This is a genomic window from Vibrio sp. MarTm2, assembly GCF_027587055.1.
Lineage (GTDB): Bacteria > Pseudomonadota > Gammaproteobacteria > Enterobacterales > Vibrionaceae > Vibrio > Vibrio sinaloensis_D.
In genome coordinates this window covers 20,518-37,874 of the sequence record NZ_JAPPTK010000008.1, presented here as the reverse complement: position 1 = coordinate 37,874, position 17,357 = coordinate 20,518, and the positions used below count along the sequence as shown (strand labels likewise).

The window sequence follows — 17,357 nt, the reverse complement described above, 5'->3', positions numbered from 1 at the left end:
GTGCCGAATGCTTTCTTTCGAAGGTCTTGGCACTTGAACAATGTTTAGAGCTAGGGATCGGAATTATGAATATAGAAAGATTATCGAAGGTGTCCATTGCGACACGGGCTTGGTCAATATTAGCGTTGTTCGCAATAGGCTTGTTGTTGAACACCTATTTGAATATCGACAAATCGCGTGAGCACATGCGTGAAAACTACGAGCGCGGCGTCATGACGATAGTGGAGTCTGCGCACGGTGTTGTGGAGCACTATTACGATCTTTATCGTGCCGGTGAAATGAGCGAGAAAGAGGCGCAAGCGAGTGCCTTAAAAGCAGTTTCCGCTATGCGCTTTGACGGCGACAACTACATCTTTGTTGGTGACAATACGGGTATCCAACTCGCGACGGGTGTGAGCTCGTTGTTGGGCAAAAACATCATGGGATTGCAAGACAGTTCTGGGGAGTACTTTGTTCAGAGACTCTATCAAACTGCGCGCAGTGGAGGAGGGTTTGTTGACTATACTTGGCGCAATCCAGACAAAGGAACAACAGACCCTAAAACCAGTTATGCACTGATGTTTCAGCCTTGGCGATGGATGATAGGTTCGGGAATGAATATGGTTGCGTTGCAAGCGGCGACTGAGCGTTCAGAAATGGCGTCACTCGGTTACGCGGTCGCAATTTTGTCGGTTCTCTCTCTCATGATTGCGTTCTTCATTAAAACCATTACGTCCCCCCTCAAACGCTCTGTGCGCGCGATGCAGGCGTTGTCGAAGGGCGAGGGAGATCTTACTCAGCGGTTACCCGAAGAGGGCAGCTCTGAGCTGATTCAGCTTGCGCGCTACTTCAACCAATTCGTCGCTTCTGTGCAGTCAATTATGCTGAACATTAGCGATGCGGGTAGCCAGGTATCGAGCGCGGCAAATCAGTTGTCGACGTCTGTTCACCATATTGATGACAGTTTGAATCAGCAGCAGTCTGATGTGGATATGCTGGCCACCGCGATGACACAAATGCTTGCAACGGTAGAGGAAGTGGCGAGCCGGACGGTTGAAGCGAATGATGCCAGCCGTCTAGCGGCCAATGAAACGAATAGCAGCCATCAGATCATAAGCCAAAACGTCAATGAAGCGAATCAACTAGCGCAGCAAATGGATTCGGCCAGTCATGTGGTTGAGCAGTTGGCGAGTGACGCAAAAAATGTCGACACTGTGCTGGAAGTGATTCGTGGGGTAGCTGAGCAAACTAACTTACTCGCGCTAAACGCTGCTATTGAAGCTGCACGGGCGGGTGAGCAAGGACGTGGATTCGCGGTGGTGGCTGATGAAGTGAGAAGCCTGTCGTTACGCACTCACGAATCGACGCTGGAAATTCAAAATATTGTTGAAAAGCTGCAAAATGGCGCCGGCAATATCGTTACGGTTATGGAGCAGGGCGCTGCCAAAGCCGTCAATGCGTCGAGCTTGTCTTCGCAAGCCGGTGAGGCGCTAACACGAATCAACAAAGAAGTTCACACGATTGAAGAGATGAATCAACACATCGCGACCGCCGCAGAGGAACAAACGGTCACGGTCAACGACATAAATCGAAATGTGGTGAGCTTAAATGACATGGCATCGAGTGTCTCCGAGGAATCAGCACAGATGGCGAGCGCCAGTAAAGAGCTGCGCAATGTGTCGGAAAACCTGATGTCGATGATCAACCGCTTCAAATTGGCGTAACTTGAGGAGACAGGGTGATGTGGTAGAATCGGCACAAATTTTTTTGCTGAGCTGTAAATGAGACATTTAAACACCACCGTTCACCCTGACATCGACCATCTAGACGATAAAGTCATCTATCAACGAAACGCGGCTCGTGCCATTGTGGTTGATGGAGAAGACATCTTACTGCTCTACACGGAGCGCTATCACGACTACACGATTCCAGGTGGCGGCTTGGATGATGGTGAAGACGTTATCGCAGGTATGGTTAGAGAGCTAGAGGAAGAGACCGGAGCGCAGAACATTCACTCTATCAAGCCTTACGGAATCTATGAAGAGTTTCGCCCTTGGTACAAAGACGATGCAGACATTGTCCATATGATCTCTTATTGCTATACCTGTAAAATTGACCGCCAGTTGGGTGAAACCTCATACGAGGATTATGAGATAAAAAACGGCATGAAAGCCGTATGGATGAACATCCATGACGCGATTGCTCATAATGAAAAAACAATGGCAGAGAGCCCGAAAAAAGGCATGAGCATAGAGCGAGAAACCTTTTTGCTCCATTTAGTCGCCAAAGAAATGCTCTAACAGTGAGTCCGCAAAATGCGGACTCTTTTTTAACCCAACCCTACTTGTTCTAGGAACACTTTCAGTGGCTTCGCGTACACTTTCCTTCAAGAACTGTTTTGCTTCACAATGATCCCCAGTCCTAACGAAATCGTTTACATAAACATTGTTCCGCTTCTATACTGATCCAAGTAATTGAATTATTAATATTAATTATTCGTACTGTAGAGCGTATAAACCAGATTATTAAAGGATGAGTATATGGGGAAAGTACGTCATTTCGCGGTGGGTTGCTCACTGCTGTTGTCTGCTCAAATGAGTTTCGCTGATGTGATTGAAACGCAAGTTCTTGTCGGGTTTGGCGAGGCGAAGTATGGGTCGGATTTTACGCACTTTGATTACGTTAATCCAGATGCACCAAAATACGGCTCGGTGACCTTTGGTCAGGTTGGCACCTATGACAGCTTTAACCGATTTGGGTCTCGAGGTGTTTCCGCGGCAGGCATTGGCGAAATCTACGATACCTTAATGTTTTCCCCAAGTGACGAAATAGACGCTTACTATCCCCTTATCGCGGAGCGAGTCCGCTACTCAGACGACTATCAGTGGATTGAAATCGATATCAATCCTAAAGCCAAGTTCCATGATGGTAAACCTATTACCGCGCATGATGTCGCGTTCACTTTCGACAAGTTTGTCAAAGAAGGTGTGCCGCAGTACAAAGTCTATTATCAAGATATAAAATCCGTCACGGCTAAAAATGATCGTACGGTTCGCGTAGACATGGTTAAGCCGAACCGAGAGAAAATGTTCCGCTTTGCGCAGAACACTCAAGTTTTACCCAAGCACTATTGGCAAGACAAAAACCTCGCAGAGCCGCTATCGACTCCGCCAGTGGGAAGCGCGGCTTACAAAGTGGTGGATTATAAGTCTGGGCAAAGCGTCACTTACCAACTTGTTGACGATTATTGGGCTAAAGATCTCCCGGTGAATGTAGGGCGAGATAATTTCAAAACCATCACCTACGATTACTATCGAGACGAAACCGTCATGCTTGAAGCGTTCAAAGCGGGCGAGTTTGATTTTCGGATTGAAAACGTAGCCAAGTTTTGGGCGAACTCCTACACAGGCGTCAATTTTGACAAAGGATTCATCGTCAAAGAAGAGATCGCTCACGAGCGTCCAGCCAATGCGCAAGCGTTTGTGTTTAACACTCAACAAGCCATTTTTAAAGACCCGAAAGTTCGTCAGGCGCTGAACTATGCGATGGACTTCGAGTGGATGAACAACAACCTGTTCTACAACCAATATACCCGTACTCGGAGCTATTTCCAAAACACGGAATATGAGGCCAAAGGTACGCCACAAGGCGATGAACTCGCCCTGCTGACCAAGTACAAAAATCAACTGCCTCCAAGTTTGTTTACTGAAGAGTTTCAGCCGCCAGTTACCGATGGCTCTGGTCGTATTCGTAGTCAGATGAGAAGTGCGTTCAAACTGCTCAAAGAAGCGGGGTGGGAGCTAAAAGACAAGGTGATGACCAGCACCGAAACCGGTGAACCGTTTAGCTTTGAGCTGCTGATTTATAGCCCGACCACAGAGCGGATTGCGATACCCGTACAGAAAAACTTAAAGCGAATGGGCATAGAGATGAAGATTCGAACGGTGGATACCACGCAATACATCAAACGACTTCGAGATCGTGATTTTGATATGGTCTCTTCATCCTATCGCGCGAATCCATACCCAGGACCAAACTTGCTGATCGTTTGGAACTCCAATTACATCGATTCCACCTACAACACGGCAGGAGTGATGGATCCGATTGTCGATGAGTTGACTGAGCAAATCGCGAAAAGCCAACAGAGCCCAGAAAAACTGCTTACGCTTGGTAAAGCGCTTGACCGTGTATTGCAATGGAACTACTACGTCATTCCACAGTGGCACTTAAGCAAATACCGCGTCGCGATGTGGGATAAGTTTGAGCGCCCGGCGATTATGCCGAAGTATGACCTTGGCCAAGACACTTGGTGGGTCTCTAAAGAGAAAGCGCAAAAACTGCCTGAGAAACGTCAATAGTGATTGTCTAATTCACATGGCTACTATGCTGTAGCGCTATCACAAGATGCGAACCAGAAGGTGACGCGTTACAGCAGTAATAGCTAAGAGACCAGAGCGCATTGCTTCGCGGCTCTGAAATACGCAGAGGGAAACATGGCTGCCTATATATTTCGCCGACTACTTTTGGTGATTCCCACCTTGTGGGCGATCATTACCATTAACTTCTTTATCATTCAGATTGCGCCCGGTGGGCCGGTAGAGCAAGCGATCGCCCAGATGGAAGGGCATACCTCTGGCATTATGGAGCGTTTTACTGGCGGTGGTGCCGAAGTGGAACTCGCTGACGACCAAAATGGTGCCTCTGGCTATAAAGGCTCGAGAGGTTTGGACCCAGAAGTGGTTGAGGCGATAAAAAAGCAGTTTGGTTTTGATAAGCCACTACTTGAGCGCTATGTAGAGATGCTCAAAAATTACGCTACATTCAACTTTGGTGAAAGCTTGTTCAAAGGCGGCAATGTCATTGACTTGATCGTTGAGCGCCTCCCTGTCTCCATCTCACTTGGCTTGTGGAGTACTCTGATTATCTATTTGATCTCCATCCCTCTTGGCATTTTAAAAGCAATCCATCATGGCTCTCGATTTGATGTCTGGTCGAGTGCGGTCGTGATCGTGGGTTACGCCATACCGGGGTTTCTCTTCGCGATCATTTTGATCATTCTGTTCGCCAGTGGCAACTATTTCAGTTGGTTTCCACTAAGGGGCTTGGTGTCGAGTAACTTTGAACAGTTAGTCTGGTATGAACAGGTGATGGACTACTTTTGGCATTTAACCTTGCCGATATTGGCGATGGTGATTGGTGGGTTTGCGACCTTAAGCATGCTGACCAAAAACTCCTTTCTGGATGAGATCAACAAACAGTATGTCGTGACCGCAAGAGCGAAAGGGCTCGATGAGCGCGCCATTCTCTACAAGCATGCGTTTCGCAACGCCATGTTGATTATAATCGCTGGCTTTCCAGCCGCTTTTATCAGTATCTTTTTTACCGGGTCAATGCTCATTGAAGTGATGTTTTCACTCGAAGGGATCGGGCTGCTTGGGTTTGAATCGACCATCCAGCGTGATTACCCCGTCGTATTCAGTTCTTTGTACATCATGACCTTACTCGGATTACTGCTCAGTATCATCTCCGACTTGACCTACACCTGGGTGGATCCACGCATTGATTTTGAGGCTCGTTAACTGTGATTGAAAAAAGACGCAACCCACTCAATCAAGCTCGTTGGTTACGATTTAAAGCCAATCGCCGCGGTTTTTGGTCGCTTTGGGTCTTTGCCTTGCTCTTCTTTATCAGCCTGTTTGCAGAACTGATCGCCAACGACAAACCGTTATGGATAACGTACGACAATCAATGGTATTTCCCGATCGTTTCGCAGTATGCAGAAACCGAGTTTGGCGGAGAGTTTGAAACAGAAGCCGATTACAAAGACCCGTTTGTGGTTGAACTCATTGAAGAAAAAGGAACCATTGTTTGGCCGCTCATTCCGTTTAGTTACGACACGATTAATTTTGATATTCAAGGCTCGGTTCCGTCGGCGCCTGATGCGGTGAACTGGCTCGGCACAGATGACAAAGGAAGAGATGTGTTGGCGCGAATTATTTACGGCTTTAGAATTTCGGTGTTGTTTGGTTTTGTATTGACCATTATCTCAAGCGTCATTGGCGTGGTTGTGGGGGCGACACAGGGCTACTACGGAGGTTGGCTTGATTTGCTTGGTCAGCGCTTTATCGAAGTGTGGTCTGGTATGCCTACCTTGTTTTTGTTGATTATCCTTTCCAGCTTCGTTGAGCCAAATTTCTGGTGGCTACTGGGTATTATGGTCGCATTTAGCTGGATGAGTCTGGTAGGGGTTGTTCGCGCTGAGTTTCTTCGTTGTCGTAATTTTGATTACGTACGAGCCGCGCTGGCAATGGGCGTCAGTGACAATCGCATTATGTTAAGGCACATGTTGCCCAATGCGATGGTAGCGTCACTTACCATGATGCCGTTTATCTTGTCGGGTTCGGTGACGACTTTAACCTCATTGGACTTTCTTGGCTTTGGTTTACCCGCGGGTTCACCGTCGTTAGGTGAACTCTTGGCGCAAGGAAAGGCAAACTTACAGGCGCCGTGGCTAGGGTTTTCGGCATTTATTGTCTTGTCACTCATGCTGACACTGCTCGTGTTTATCGGTGAAGCCGTGCGCGATGCTTTCGACCCGCATCATCAAGGGAGATAGCCATGACTCATCCGATACTAACCATGGAAAATCTGTCTGTTGGCTTTGGCCGACAGGCGAACATAGAACAGGTGACCCATCAGGTTTCGTTGTCGATTTGTAAGGGGGAAACATTAGCGCTTGTCGGCGAGAGTGGCTCTGGAAAGTCGGTGACTGCAAACTCAATTCTAAAGCTACTACCCAAAGGCTCCGCGCATTACTTGGAAGGTAAAATTACCTTTGATGATATCGACATACTGCAATGTTCTGAGCGGCAGCTGAGAGGCATCAGAGGGGGAAGAATCGGAATGATCTTTCAAGAGCCTATGGTCTCTTTAAACCCGCTGCATAAAATTGGCAAGCAGCTGGTGGAAACTCTCTCTATTCACCGTGGCGTTAGACAAAGTAAAGCGGAAACCATCGCCATCGAATGGTTGGAAAAAGTAGGTATTCGCCACCCAAGCGTCAAAATCAACGCCTATCCTCACGAGTTGTCAGGAGGCGAGCGGCAGCGCGTAATGATTGCGATGGCGTTGATTAATGAACCAGAGCTTCTGATTGCCGATGAGCCAACAACAGCGCTCGATGTGTCAGTTCAGGCGCAAATCCTCGACTTGCTCAAACAATTGCAGCAAGAGCTCGGTATGGCAATGCTGTTTATTACCCATGACTTAAGCATTGTGCGCCGTATCGCGGATCGCGTTGCCGTAATGCAAGAGGGGCATCTTGTCGAAGTGGGCGAGTGTCAACAAGTCTTCCAGTCACCTAGTCACGCTTATACCCAGTTACTCATTAATTCAGACCCTAGGGGGACACCGGTTGTTGTCAGTGAGCCGAGCGAACCAATACTGGATGTCGAGCAACTTAGGGTTTGGTTTCCAATCACTGGCGGCGTGTTCAAACGGGTGGTTTCGCACATAAAAGCTGTCACCGATATGCAAATCAGTTTGTCTCGTGGTCAATCCATCGGGTTAGTCGGAGAAAGCGGGTCTGGTAAGTCGACAACAGGTATGGCGATTCTCAAGTTGGTCAACTCCGAAGGGTCTATTCGCTACCAAGGTAATGAGCTTCAAGGACTTGACCGCAAGGCGATGCTGCCATATCGGCGTCGCATGCAAGTGGTGTTTCAAGACCCGTTTTCAGCACTTAACCCTAGGATGTCCGTTGCGCAAGTGATAGGGGAGGGATTGCGTGTTCATGAACAGCTGAGCGATGAAGAGATCGATGAAATGATTGTTAAAGTGATGCGAGAAGTGGACTTGGATCCGGATTCCCGCCATCGCTATCCAAATGAGTTCTCCGGAGGTCAGAGACAACGTATTGCGATTGCACGGGCGCTTATCCTAAAGCCTGAATTTATATTGCTCGATGAGCCAACCTCATCCTTAGATCGAACGGTTCAAGCGCAAGTGCTCGATTTGCTTAAATCCCTGCAACAGAAGTACGGGCTAAGTTATCTATTCATTAGCCATGACCTGAATGTCGTTAAGTCTTTGTGTCACTACACCATTGTGCTCAAGCAAGGAGAAATTGTGGAGCAAGGCGAAACGAAAGGGCTATTTACTGCTCCTCGGCACCCCTATACCAAGGAGCTTGTTACACTGTCGAGTCTATAGAAAAAGAAACGCCGTCTAAGTAGACGGCGTTTTCGATTCAATGAGTGCTAATTAGCTGTTTGGAATGATGATCAGCTCCATAGGGCTTTTCCACACGCTCTCAAACTCATTGCTGATGTCGTACTCGTTCATATGAGCGACATGGAAGTTCATTAGATCTAAGTCGTAAGAAGGGGAGGTGTAGACTCGGCCTTCATCGATCGCCTTAATCAACTGGTCAGCTTGGTGAGCGGTGTATGCCTCATCATGTGGGCGAGTTTGCCCCTCAAGCTCTTTGCGAAGTTGCGACACCACCATTTCGTACTCTACTTGGCTAAAACCGCTTGAGCGCGCACGGTTGATCTCTTGCTCGATGATTTGCTGTGCGGCTTTCGCCTGCTCGCTGTCTTCACTCGTGAGTGAAACTTGAGAAACCAAGCTAGATTGCGCCAAAATCTGATTTGAAACCTCGACTTTAACATCTTGATTAGCAAACGCTTCTTCCAAGCGTTTCTCTAGAATTTTGTTTGCAATTGTGACAGTAAGTAGCTTTTTGCGTTGTTGCTTACTGTTTGCCGTATCAACAAGTGGTGTGTGTGCAGAATAAGACACCGTTGGTTTTTCGGATTTAGGAGCGTCAGAAACACTTTTCGGCATTAGGCTTAGCTGAGCAGGTGCAGAAAACGCTTCGCTTGATTTCCAGTCAGAAAGATTGTCGCTAATTAACTCTGCCGCAGTACGGTTTTTAAAGTTGCCAGCAATAACCAAATCGGTTTGTGATGGCAAGAAAACCCCTTTCGCTTCCTCGCTCTTAAATAGCGCTGCGAGCTGCGAGATTGCCTCTGCTAAGGTTTCTTCTTTATTGTCAGCGAAGTCGCGTTTGAGCACACTTTTGCCATTAAATTCAACCAACTCCCAACCATTGTCTTGCGTCAACGTCTGAGCGACAGACGCATATTTAATTGGAAGGTCAGTCAAACGAACACGGATAGAAAGCGCTTGTGTATTGCGGCTAGTCGGTAACAACACGTAGCGCATGGCATTGCTAAGTTTACCTGCTTTCGTGCCTTTAGGTAGCGTGATGTCGCTTTGTTCAAACCAGTTAAAATGATTTTGCTCTGCACTTACTGATAGGGAGAAAAAAGGGGAAAGCAGTAAGCTCGCTGAAAGGGTTGCAGTGACGATTTGGCGTAATGGTTTAAACACAAAGTTCTCCTAAAACAAGTTTATTATGACTTTCCTTGTTTCAAGCGCTGTTGATGACGGTGTGTGATCTGACAGGCGGTAACGAATCGAATCCTTGATTGCGTTAATTTGAGAGGTTACACGGAGCTTTTGAATGCGTGTCATATCTCAAAAATCGTGCAAATTTTCTACAACTTAAGTGACATAGTCAATCACTAAATATTGATATGTTAAATATGTCTTATTTTTGAGAGGGTTAGATCGCAGTATAGTGGCTAGCACTTGCGAATGAAAGGGGTTTAGAGAACCAATACCCTTGTAAATAGGAGGCTCCGAGGTCAGTAAACGCTTGGGCCATTTGCGCGTTTTCTATGCCTTCTATGACAATATCAACATCGTAGGCTTGGCATAACTTAATCACGAAAGAGAGATACTCAAAGGTTGCAGGGTTGGTGAAAGATCGCCAAGCGATGGATTTGTCGATCTTAATTTGTTGTAGCGGAAAATCAAAAAAGCTGTTTAACGAGCTGTAACCCGCGCCAAAGTCATCCAAAGAAAGTTGAAACCCGAGCGCGCTGAGCTTGTTAAGTTGGTCGGCGGCGTTCTTGTTGCCATCCAAAATCATGGTTTCGGTTAACTCGAGTACGATGTGTTTTGGATCAATTAGGTATTCGTCAGCGACCTTTTTTACTCGCTCAGGAAAGGAATGATTGAGCAGTTGCAGCACAGACACATTGACGTTAACGCGTACCGAGTTGTTATGCGTGGCTTGATATTGCTGGATAAAATGACATGCTTTGGATAGCACCAGATAACCTAAATCAACGATAAGCCCTTTCTTTTCCGCAACAGAGATAAACTCGTCTGGAAATATTTCCCCCATATCTTTGCACTTCCAGCGTACCAGCGCTTCAAAGCTCGCAATGGCGTTTCGTTTGGTGCAAATAATCGGCTGAAACTTAATCGAGAGTAGGCCTTGTTTAATGGCGTTGCCTAACTCGCGTTCGATATAAAAATGGCGGTCTACGCGTGATTTGGTCTTACTGGCATAAACGCTGATGTGGCTGTCTTTTTGTTCGCTAGCGAACTGGCTAGTACGGCTTGCGATTTTTATCGCTTCTTCGGCGTCAAGCTCTGCTGGTATCGAAGGATAAATACCGATACTGATTTCGGTGCCATACAGATAGCCGAACGTTTTTACCGCTTCGTTATACTTCTCGGAGATGCGCTCACCAAGTTGCGTCAGTTGCTCGTCACTGCAATCCCCTTTAACCAAGATTGCGAAGTCATCTGAGCGTATACGATAGAAGTCAACCAAGTCTTCCGGGAAATGATTAAGCGCTTCAATGATGTGATTAAGCACATCACGCATGATTTGAGGACCATAGAGTGATAAGTAGGAACGAATATTAGCGACTTGGATGTAAAGCAAGCTATGCGGTTCACGAAGTGGGTCTATGTTGTCAATATCCATGACCAATCTGTGCTCGTTGGAAAGCCCAGACGCCCCATCTTTGAAAGAGGTTTGCTGTACAAACGCCTCCATCAGCTTTTTGTCGGAAATATCTTTGTGGCAACCAATCATAAACCGTTTACCGTTAACAGTTTTGGTTATCGCCGTTCCTTCTAGCCAAACGTATTGCCCATTGGTGCAACGTACACGATATTGGGTCGCCATTTTGAAATCGTCTTCGGCGATATGCTCGTCAACTTTGCTTTGCAGCATCAAACGATCCATCGGGTGAACGAGATCAAGCCATGTTTCTAGGCAGGTATGACCGGATTGGATGCCGAATCTTTGATAAAAGCTTGGGTTGTAGAAGCAAACATGCTCAGTATCAGACATATAAAAAATGCCATCGTTAAGCACATCGATCATATGCTTAAAATGGTCATCCATGAGCTCATCTAACTCTGCGCCAGTCAGAGAGTGAGCAAGGTCTTGTGGTACTGATTCGACCGCCACGCCACACTCTGAGACCAAAGTGATTTTAGGGCGAGGGACGATACTTTTAATAGTTTGCGACATAAGATTGGGACATACCTTAACAACGATCGGTAGGTCTATTATTCATCTCAATTATTACGACAATTCGTGCGACTTGTTAATGGGCTGCCGACTACTAAACGAAATTACGTCGGACATTTCAAACGTAATTAATGCTTATTGTGAGGTTTGTCGTTAAACGGTGATCAATAGTTGGAGGGCTATCAAACGTCTGACCCGATTCTTAACCGAAGTTAGGAGGCCAGCGACAATGAAATGCTTACTTTACGGGGTGTTATGCTAACAAAATGAGTATCTACTTGTTAATTTTGCGCATTCGTTGTTTCGCGTATGTTATTTGTAAGCATCTAAATAGTCGACAACAAGTCTGTCAATCGTGCCATCTTGCTTTAACCGTTTTAAATGGCGGTTGAACTGCGTAATGAAGTCTTGCTTATAGGGATAGAGCTCAGGCTGTTGGTTGGTAAACCCTAAGTAACCTTGCTCGCTACTCACCACGGAGCCGAGTTTCAATTGCCAATCTCGGTCAATCTGGCCATCTTTGATCATTTGATTGATGTACCATCGAATAGATATTCGGTCATTGATGTAACAATCTGTGCGCCGTTTGTATAGATTTAGCAAGCTGGATTCATTACCTTTTGACGGCCGCAGTGTCAATTTCCCTTGAGTTACGGCATCCCAGAATGCTTGCCCGCCTAATGCAAAACCTTCGTTAATACCAATCGTTAATCCCAGATAGTCGTCGGGCCAGGTATCAAGTTGACGATCCGCCACCTTGTCAGGGCGACAAAACACGACGACTTGCTCATCGAGAATCGGCTCTGAGTAGGGCGATATATAGAGTCGTTGATTGGCGTAGTAATAGGGCGGATAAAGTGCAAAGCCTTTACCTAACTCCAACATTTTTAATCCCCGCTTCCAAGGGATCGGTTTGATTTTGACGTCGTAATCCTCCATTTGGGCGAAAATGATTTGGAGTATTTCTGTGTAGATGCCCTTTGTTTCTCCATTGATCGCGTAGCTGTATGGCGGGTAGGAGTCATCCGCATACACAGTGACAGGTGTAGGTGGCTCGTATGCATTGGCATAGCTTGACCATAGGGCAATAGCGGCGAGTAGCCATCGAAACACATTGATACCTTTGGAGTTAGAACACTTATTAGTAACTTTAGTTTATTTCTATACTTATTGGCATTAGACTCTCCGAATTGACAAAACACACTACAGAGTTCGTTATGACTGAAGAGTACCAAGAAGGCGAAGAGATCGAGATTGAAGCGATTGGTATCGAAGTGTCTTCTCATCCCATTGAGTTATATAAGGTATTCAAAATCGCTAACTTGGTTGGCGGTGGTGGAGAAGCAAAACACCTGATTGCCGAAGGATATGTCGCTGTTAACGGTGAGTTGGAAACACGAAAACGTCGCAAAATGTATGATGGTGACTTTTTTGAGTTCAATCAGGAATATTACGTTGTCGTTTGTGATGCGCCAGTGACAGAGCCAGAAGAGAAAGCGGTAAAATCAAAGGCCAAAGAGCGCTCAAACGCAAATCAACCTAAGCGCGACAACCGTTCTTCGTCATCTAAAAAGGGCAAGTCGAAGAAGAGTAGTGAAGCGAAGGGTAAGGAATCTAAACCATCGCAAGGCAGTAAAAACAAAAGTAACGGCCGATCTTCCATCGATTTCTTCTAACTACAAGCTGGGGCTATGGTCCCAGCGATCTTTTTCTCTTCTCACTTTTCTTCCCATCCTCTTAATACAAACGCCAACTTCCTCCGAGTCAACTGATTACAAGATCATCACTTAGCCACATTTTTATTGTTTGAATAGTGACAATAATACAAATCTAAATGATAATGCGTTGCATTAAAACATCGAGGATGGACAAAATGAAACGTAAAGTTGTGGCACTAGCACTGGCGATGACCGCTCTTAATGCGAATGCAAAAATCATCGAAATTGAACATGCACAAGGGAAGACAGCGTTAGAGAGCAAGCCCGAGCGTGTTGTGGTCATTGGATTAGGGCCTTTGGATACCGTTAAGGCGCTTGGCATTGAGCCGGTTGCAGTCTCGACAGTAAGTATGTTCCCTGACTATCTGTCACAATACCGAAGCGGTGAGTTTGTCTCGGCAGGCAGCTTATTTGAACCAGATTTTGAGACTATCTACAGCCAAAAACCGGATTTGATCATCGTAGGTCCTCGTGGCGCCGAGAAATACAAAGAGCTTTCTGAAATTGCTCCAACCATTGTATATGCGCTAGATAAGAGCAAAGGGTACTGGGAAGCGACTCAGGAGGAGTGGCGCAAGTTAGGTGAAGTATTCGAGAAGCAAGATTTTGTTGAAGAGAAAATCGCGCAGGTAGATAAAGACTTCAAACAAGTTCAAAGCTACAACCAAACAAACAATGTTGATGCGCTGACAGTGATGAGTGCCGGTGGCAACATTACAACGTTTGGGGCCAAGTCACGTTTTGGCTCCATTTACAAAGATTTCGGGTTCTCTGAAACGGTGAAAGGCATCAAAGAGAGTCGACATGGTGATCTAATTTCTTATGAGTTTATTCGCGAACATAACCCATCAACCTTGCTGATCGTCGATAAAGATATCTTGATCAACAAAGGCAAAGGCAGCACGGTTCAGCGCGATTTTGAGAACGATTTGGTGAAGGCGACCAGTGCTTACCAAAACAAAAAAATGGCGTACTTAGACATCAACGCTTGGTACCTGTCTATCGCGGGCATGCGTGCGACTGAACAAATGTTGAGTGACGTTAAGTCGGCTACAGGCCTTAACTAATTATTGAGTAAGTATGAAGAACCTCAAGTTCACGCTTGAGGTTTTTTAGGTTCAAGAGGTTATAGACTTTTGAAGATGTTATCTTGGGTGCTCTTAGTTTTGAGTGTCTTGTCTCTATTTGTTGGTATTGGTCAGCTTAATGTCGCACAACTGTTGGCTGGCGATCCTCAAAGTTGGGATCTGTTATTTACCAGTCGCATTCCCCGTTTAGCGGCCGTGCTCTTAGCTGGCGCAGGCCTTAGTATCGCTGGTCTTATCATGCAGCAAATCAGTCAAAACCGATTTGCTTCTCCATCGACATCGGGAACAATTGAGTGCGCGATGTTAGGCTATGTTTTGAGTTTGGTTTTGTTTGGCAACGGCAACCAACTTTGGCTGATATTTTCAGTTTCTATGCTAGGCACGCTGGCGTTCGTTCAGTTTATCAATCGTATTCAATTTAAAAACGCGGTGTTTGTCCCTCTGGTTGGGATCATTTTTGGCAATGTGGTGCAATCGGTCGCGACGTTCTTCGCTTACAAATACGATGCAATCCAAAACTTGTCGAGCTGGGCAGTGGCGAATTTCGCTAACTTGTTGCAAGGCGATTACGAACTGCTCTATGTTGCGATTCCGTTTGCCATTTTCAGCTTGTTGTACGCAACACGTATTTCAGCGGTGGGATTGGGAAAAGATTTTGCGGTCAACTTGGGATTAAACTACCAGCAAGTGTTGGTTGTTGGGGTGTTGCTGGTTTCGGTCATGTCAGCATCTGTTGTGATGATTGTTGGTAAGCTCCCTTTTTTAGGATTGATTGTTCCTAACCTCGTGAGTCGTTTTTATGGCGACAACTTAAGGCGCAACATCCCGCTTACCGCGCTCCTTGGGGCGCTCATCGTCTTAGTCTGCGACCTGGCAGGACGTTTAATTATCTTCCCGTATGAGCTGCCGATTTCAAACATCATCAGCTTACTGGGTGGTGCAGTGTTCATTTACTTCATTCTACAAGGTGAGAAAAATGCACGATCGTCATAAGTTGGTTTGTTTGGCGTTGGTGTCTGTCGTTTTTGCTGGTCTCTTCATCGGTATTGGGCTTAATGCGGATAACTACGAGTACTTCTTGTCTCGCCGCGTACCAAAAGTTCTTGCGATGGTTATAGCGGGCGTCGCGATTGGTTTGTCGTCGCTTTCATTTCAGACCATTACCCACAATCGGATATTAACACCAAGTATCATGGGCTTTGACTCGCTCTACTTGTTCACCAAGGTTCTGATGGTGGTGATGTTTGGTGGGTTAAGCGGCATTGCGATGAACAGCTACTTCAACTTTACTGTTTCAGTGACGGCAATGTTGGGCTTTTCTGTGCTGCTGTTTGGCTTCTACTTCCGTGGCGCACGACAAAACTTGCTTGTGCTGTTGTTGCTCGGCGTCATATTAGGGCAGGTTTTTGATAGTGGTTCATCATTTTTGATTATGCTCATGGACCCTAACGACTTTGCGACTGTTCAGGCAAACATGTTTGCGAGCTTCAACAACATCAATGTAGATTTGGTCTATTTGAGCGCGCCGTTACTGTGTTTCATTTCGTGGCGACTCTACACCCTTCATCGACTGCTGGACGTCTTCTGGCTGGATAAAGACAACGCCATCAGCTTAGGGGTTGATGTGAAAAGCGTGACCTTGCAGATCTTACTGCTGTCTGCGGTTTTGATTTCGATCTCGACGGCATTGATCGGGCCTCTGCTGTTCTTTGGCTTGCTCGTAACGAACTTAACGAGAGAAATGTTTGCCAGTTATCGCCACAAAGTTCTCTTTGGTGCGGTGTCGCTGTTATCTATTGCTTCGCTGCTGGCAGGGCAATGGATTGTTGAGAATCTGTTTGGTTTTACGACGACGCTCAGTGTCGTGATTAACTTTGTCGGTGGTATGTACTTCTTGTCGATGCTGCTGCGCAATAAGATTATTTAGGTTGAATATGATTACTTTAAAAAGCCTTAACAAGGTATTTGGCCAATCTGCGGTTGTTGATAATGCGAGCGCAGAGTTCGAGAAAGGCAAAGTGACCGCAATCATTGGGCCAAATGGAGCGGGCAAGAGTACGCTTCTCTCTATGGCGAGCCGCCTAGTTTCTCGTGACTCAGGGGAAGTCTACATTGATTGCCAAGAGCTTTCTGAGTGGGATAACAAAGAACTCGCGAAACGACTTGCGGTGCTTCGCCAAGCTAACACCATTACGATGCGTTTTACCGTGCGTGAAATGGTCTCATTTGGCCGATTCCCTTATTCACAAGGTAACCTAGATGACAACGACCAATCGGTGATCGATATGGCGATCCGCTATTTGGACCTCGACTCTATTCAACACAAATATCTGGATGAGTTGAGTGGCGGACAGCGTCAACTTGCCTTTATTGCGATGGTGATGGCACAAGATACCGACTACGTTTTTTTAGACGAGCCGTTGAATAATCTGGACATCAAACACTCGTTACAGATTATGCGAAATGTCGGCAAACTGGCCCATGAAATGAACAAAGCCGTTGTGGTTGTTATCCATGACATCAACTTCGCGGCTTGTTATTCGGATAAGATCATCGCGTTGAAAAAGGGAAAAGTGGTTGCGCAAGGCAGTGTTGAAGCGGTGATTCAAGCGGATATTCTTGAGAGTATCTACGAAACGCCGTTTAACATCGTTGAAGTGGACGGAAAGCGCATGTGTACCTACTACTAGCACCCAGAAGTGAGTGAAGCCGCCACTGGATGGCTTCACTCACTACAGCGTTTACTTTGTGAGATCCTCGATGATAGGGCATTTGCTCCCTTCATCACCTGGGCAAGTTGACACCCATTGCTTCAATTGCTTTTCAATCTCTTTGAGTTCGCGAAGTTTAATTTCAACTTCAAGGAGTTTTTCTTGTGCTTTCGCTTTGACTTCACGGCTCTTTCGGTTTGGGTTTTGCGCGAGTTCGACAAACTCTTTGCATTCAAGTAAGGAAAATCCGGCGTTCTTAGCCCGCGAGATTAGATTGAGCTCTTGAACATGCTGATCGCTGTATTCTCGGTATCCCGCATCGCTGCGACAAGGCGGCGTGATTAAGCCTTTTTCCTCGTATAAGCGAATAGATTTACTAGACAAATTTGTCAATTTAGCGACCGCACCTATGTTCATGTTTTCCTCACTCCTAACGTCTGAGTGTTATCTCCGTTTG

At 46.2% G+C, this 17,357-nt stretch carries 15 protein-coding genes; 11 read left to right on the top strand and 4 right to left on the bottom strand.

Translation table 11 applies throughout. The features are described from left to right. Nucleotides 1-65 precede the first annotated feature (65 nt). From OH458_RS15100 to OH458_RS15075, 6 genes are all read left to right on the top strand, one after another. Nucleotides 66-1,703: a methyl-accepting chemotaxis protein gene (locus OH458_RS15100; protein WP_269978932.1), complete on the top strand. Its 1,638-nt coding sequence runs from the start codon at nucleotides 66-68 to the stop codon at nucleotides 1,701-1,703. A 57-nt stretch (nucleotides 1,704-1,760) separates the two neighbouring features. Further along, a complete protein-coding gene (locus OH458_RS15095; protein WP_039480241.1) occupies nucleotides 1,761-2,279 on the top strand; it encodes an NUDIX hydrolase in 519 nt (172 codons plus the stop codon). Nucleotides 2,280-2,573: 294 nt separating this feature from the next. Then, entirely contained in the window at nucleotides 2,574-4,337 is a 1,764-nt protein-coding gene (locus tag OH458_RS15090; RefSeq protein ID WP_269979056.1) for an extracellular solute-binding protein, read from the top strand. A 135-nt stretch (nucleotides 4,338-4,472) separates the two neighbouring features. Beyond that, nucleotides 4,473-5,558, top strand: coding sequence for a microcin C ABC transporter permease YejB (locus OH458_RS15085; RefSeq protein WP_269978931.1), 1,086 nt, complete (start codon nucleotides 4,473-4,475; stop codon nucleotides 5,556-5,558). 2 nt (nucleotides 5,559-5,560) lie between these two features. Next, nucleotides 5,561-6,595, top strand: coding sequence for an ABC transporter permease (locus OH458_RS15080; RefSeq protein WP_269978930.1), 1,035 nt, complete (start codon nucleotides 5,561-5,563; stop codon nucleotides 6,593-6,595). Between the two features lie 2 nt (nucleotides 6,596-6,597). Continuing rightward, complete coding sequence (locus OH458_RS15075) at nucleotides 6,598-8,190, top strand: ABC transporter ATP-binding protein (RefSeq protein WP_269978929.1); 1,593 nt, start codon at nucleotides 6,598-6,600, stop codon at nucleotides 8,188-8,190. A gap of 51 nt (nucleotides 8,191-8,241) precedes the next feature. On the opposite strand, the gene OH458_RS15070 is transcribed toward OH458_RS15075, so the two are convergent. The 3 genes from OH458_RS15070 to OH458_RS15060 form a co-directional block, all read right to left on the bottom strand. After that, nucleotides 8,242-9,375, bottom strand: coding sequence for an insulinase family protein (locus OH458_RS15070; protein ID WP_269978928.1), 1,134 nt, complete (start codon nucleotides 9,373-9,375; stop codon nucleotides 8,242-8,244). A 235-nt stretch (nucleotides 9,376-9,610) separates the two neighbouring features. Continuing rightward, entirely contained in the window at nucleotides 9,611-11,383 is a 1,773-nt protein-coding gene (locus tag OH458_RS15065; RefSeq protein ID WP_269978927.1) for an EAL domain-containing protein, read from the bottom strand. Between the two features lie 312 nt (nucleotides 11,384-11,695). After that, nucleotides 11,696-12,496 (bottom strand): substrate-binding periplasmic protein, encoded by an 801-nt coding sequence (locus OH458_RS15060; RefSeq protein ID WP_269978926.1) that lies wholly within the window; start codon nucleotides 12,494-12,496, stop codon nucleotides 11,696-11,698. 104 nt (nucleotides 12,497-12,600) lie between these two features. Between OH458_RS15060 and OH458_RS15055 the strand changes: the two genes are divergently transcribed. From OH458_RS15055 to vctC, 5 genes are all read left to right on the top strand, one after another. Then, nucleotides 12,601-13,059 carry an RNA-binding S4 domain-containing protein gene (locus tag OH458_RS15055; RefSeq protein WP_269978925.1) on the top strand — a complete coding sequence of 153 codons (459 nt, stop codon included), beginning with the start codon at nucleotides 12,601-12,603 and terminating at the stop codon, nucleotides 13,057-13,059. Nucleotides 13,060-13,256: 197 nt separating this feature from the next. Next, the gene (locus tag OH458_RS15050; RefSeq protein WP_038137209.1) at nucleotides 13,257-14,168 is read left to right on the top strand and encodes a siderophore ABC transporter substrate-binding protein; all 912 of its coding nucleotides are present in this window, start codon (nucleotides 13,257-13,259) and stop codon (nucleotides 14,166-14,168) included. A gap of 69 nt (nucleotides 14,169-14,237) precedes the next feature. Further along, complete coding sequence (gene vctD / locus OH458_RS15045; protein ID WP_039480271.1) at nucleotides 14,238-15,182, top strand: iron chelate uptake ABC transporter permease subunit VctD; 945 nt, start codon at nucleotides 14,238-14,240, stop codon at nucleotides 15,180-15,182. Further along, nucleotides 15,166-16,116: an iron chelate uptake ABC transporter permease subunit VctG gene (gene vctG, locus OH458_RS15040; protein WP_269978924.1), complete on the top strand. Its 951-nt coding sequence runs from the start codon at nucleotides 15,166-15,168 to the stop codon at nucleotides 16,114-16,116. The genes vctD and vctG overlap by 17 nt, the downstream gene beginning before the upstream one ends. A gap of 7 nt (nucleotides 16,117-16,123) precedes the next feature. Continuing rightward, nucleotides 16,124-16,879, top strand: a complete 756-nt coding sequence (gene vctC / locus OH458_RS15035) for an iron chelate ABC transporter ATP-binding protein VctC (RefSeq protein ID WP_269978923.1) — start codon at nucleotides 16,124-16,126, stop codon at nucleotides 16,877-16,879. A 51-nt stretch (nucleotides 16,880-16,930) separates the two neighbouring features. Here the strand turns inward: vctC and cueR are convergent, their stop codons facing one another. Then, nucleotides 16,931-17,317, bottom strand: coding sequence for a Cu(I)-responsive transcriptional regulator (gene cueR, locus OH458_RS15030; RefSeq protein WP_038137199.1), 387 nt, complete (start codon nucleotides 17,315-17,317; stop codon nucleotides 16,931-16,933). Between the last annotated feature and the right edge of the window lie 40 nt (nucleotides 17,318-17,357).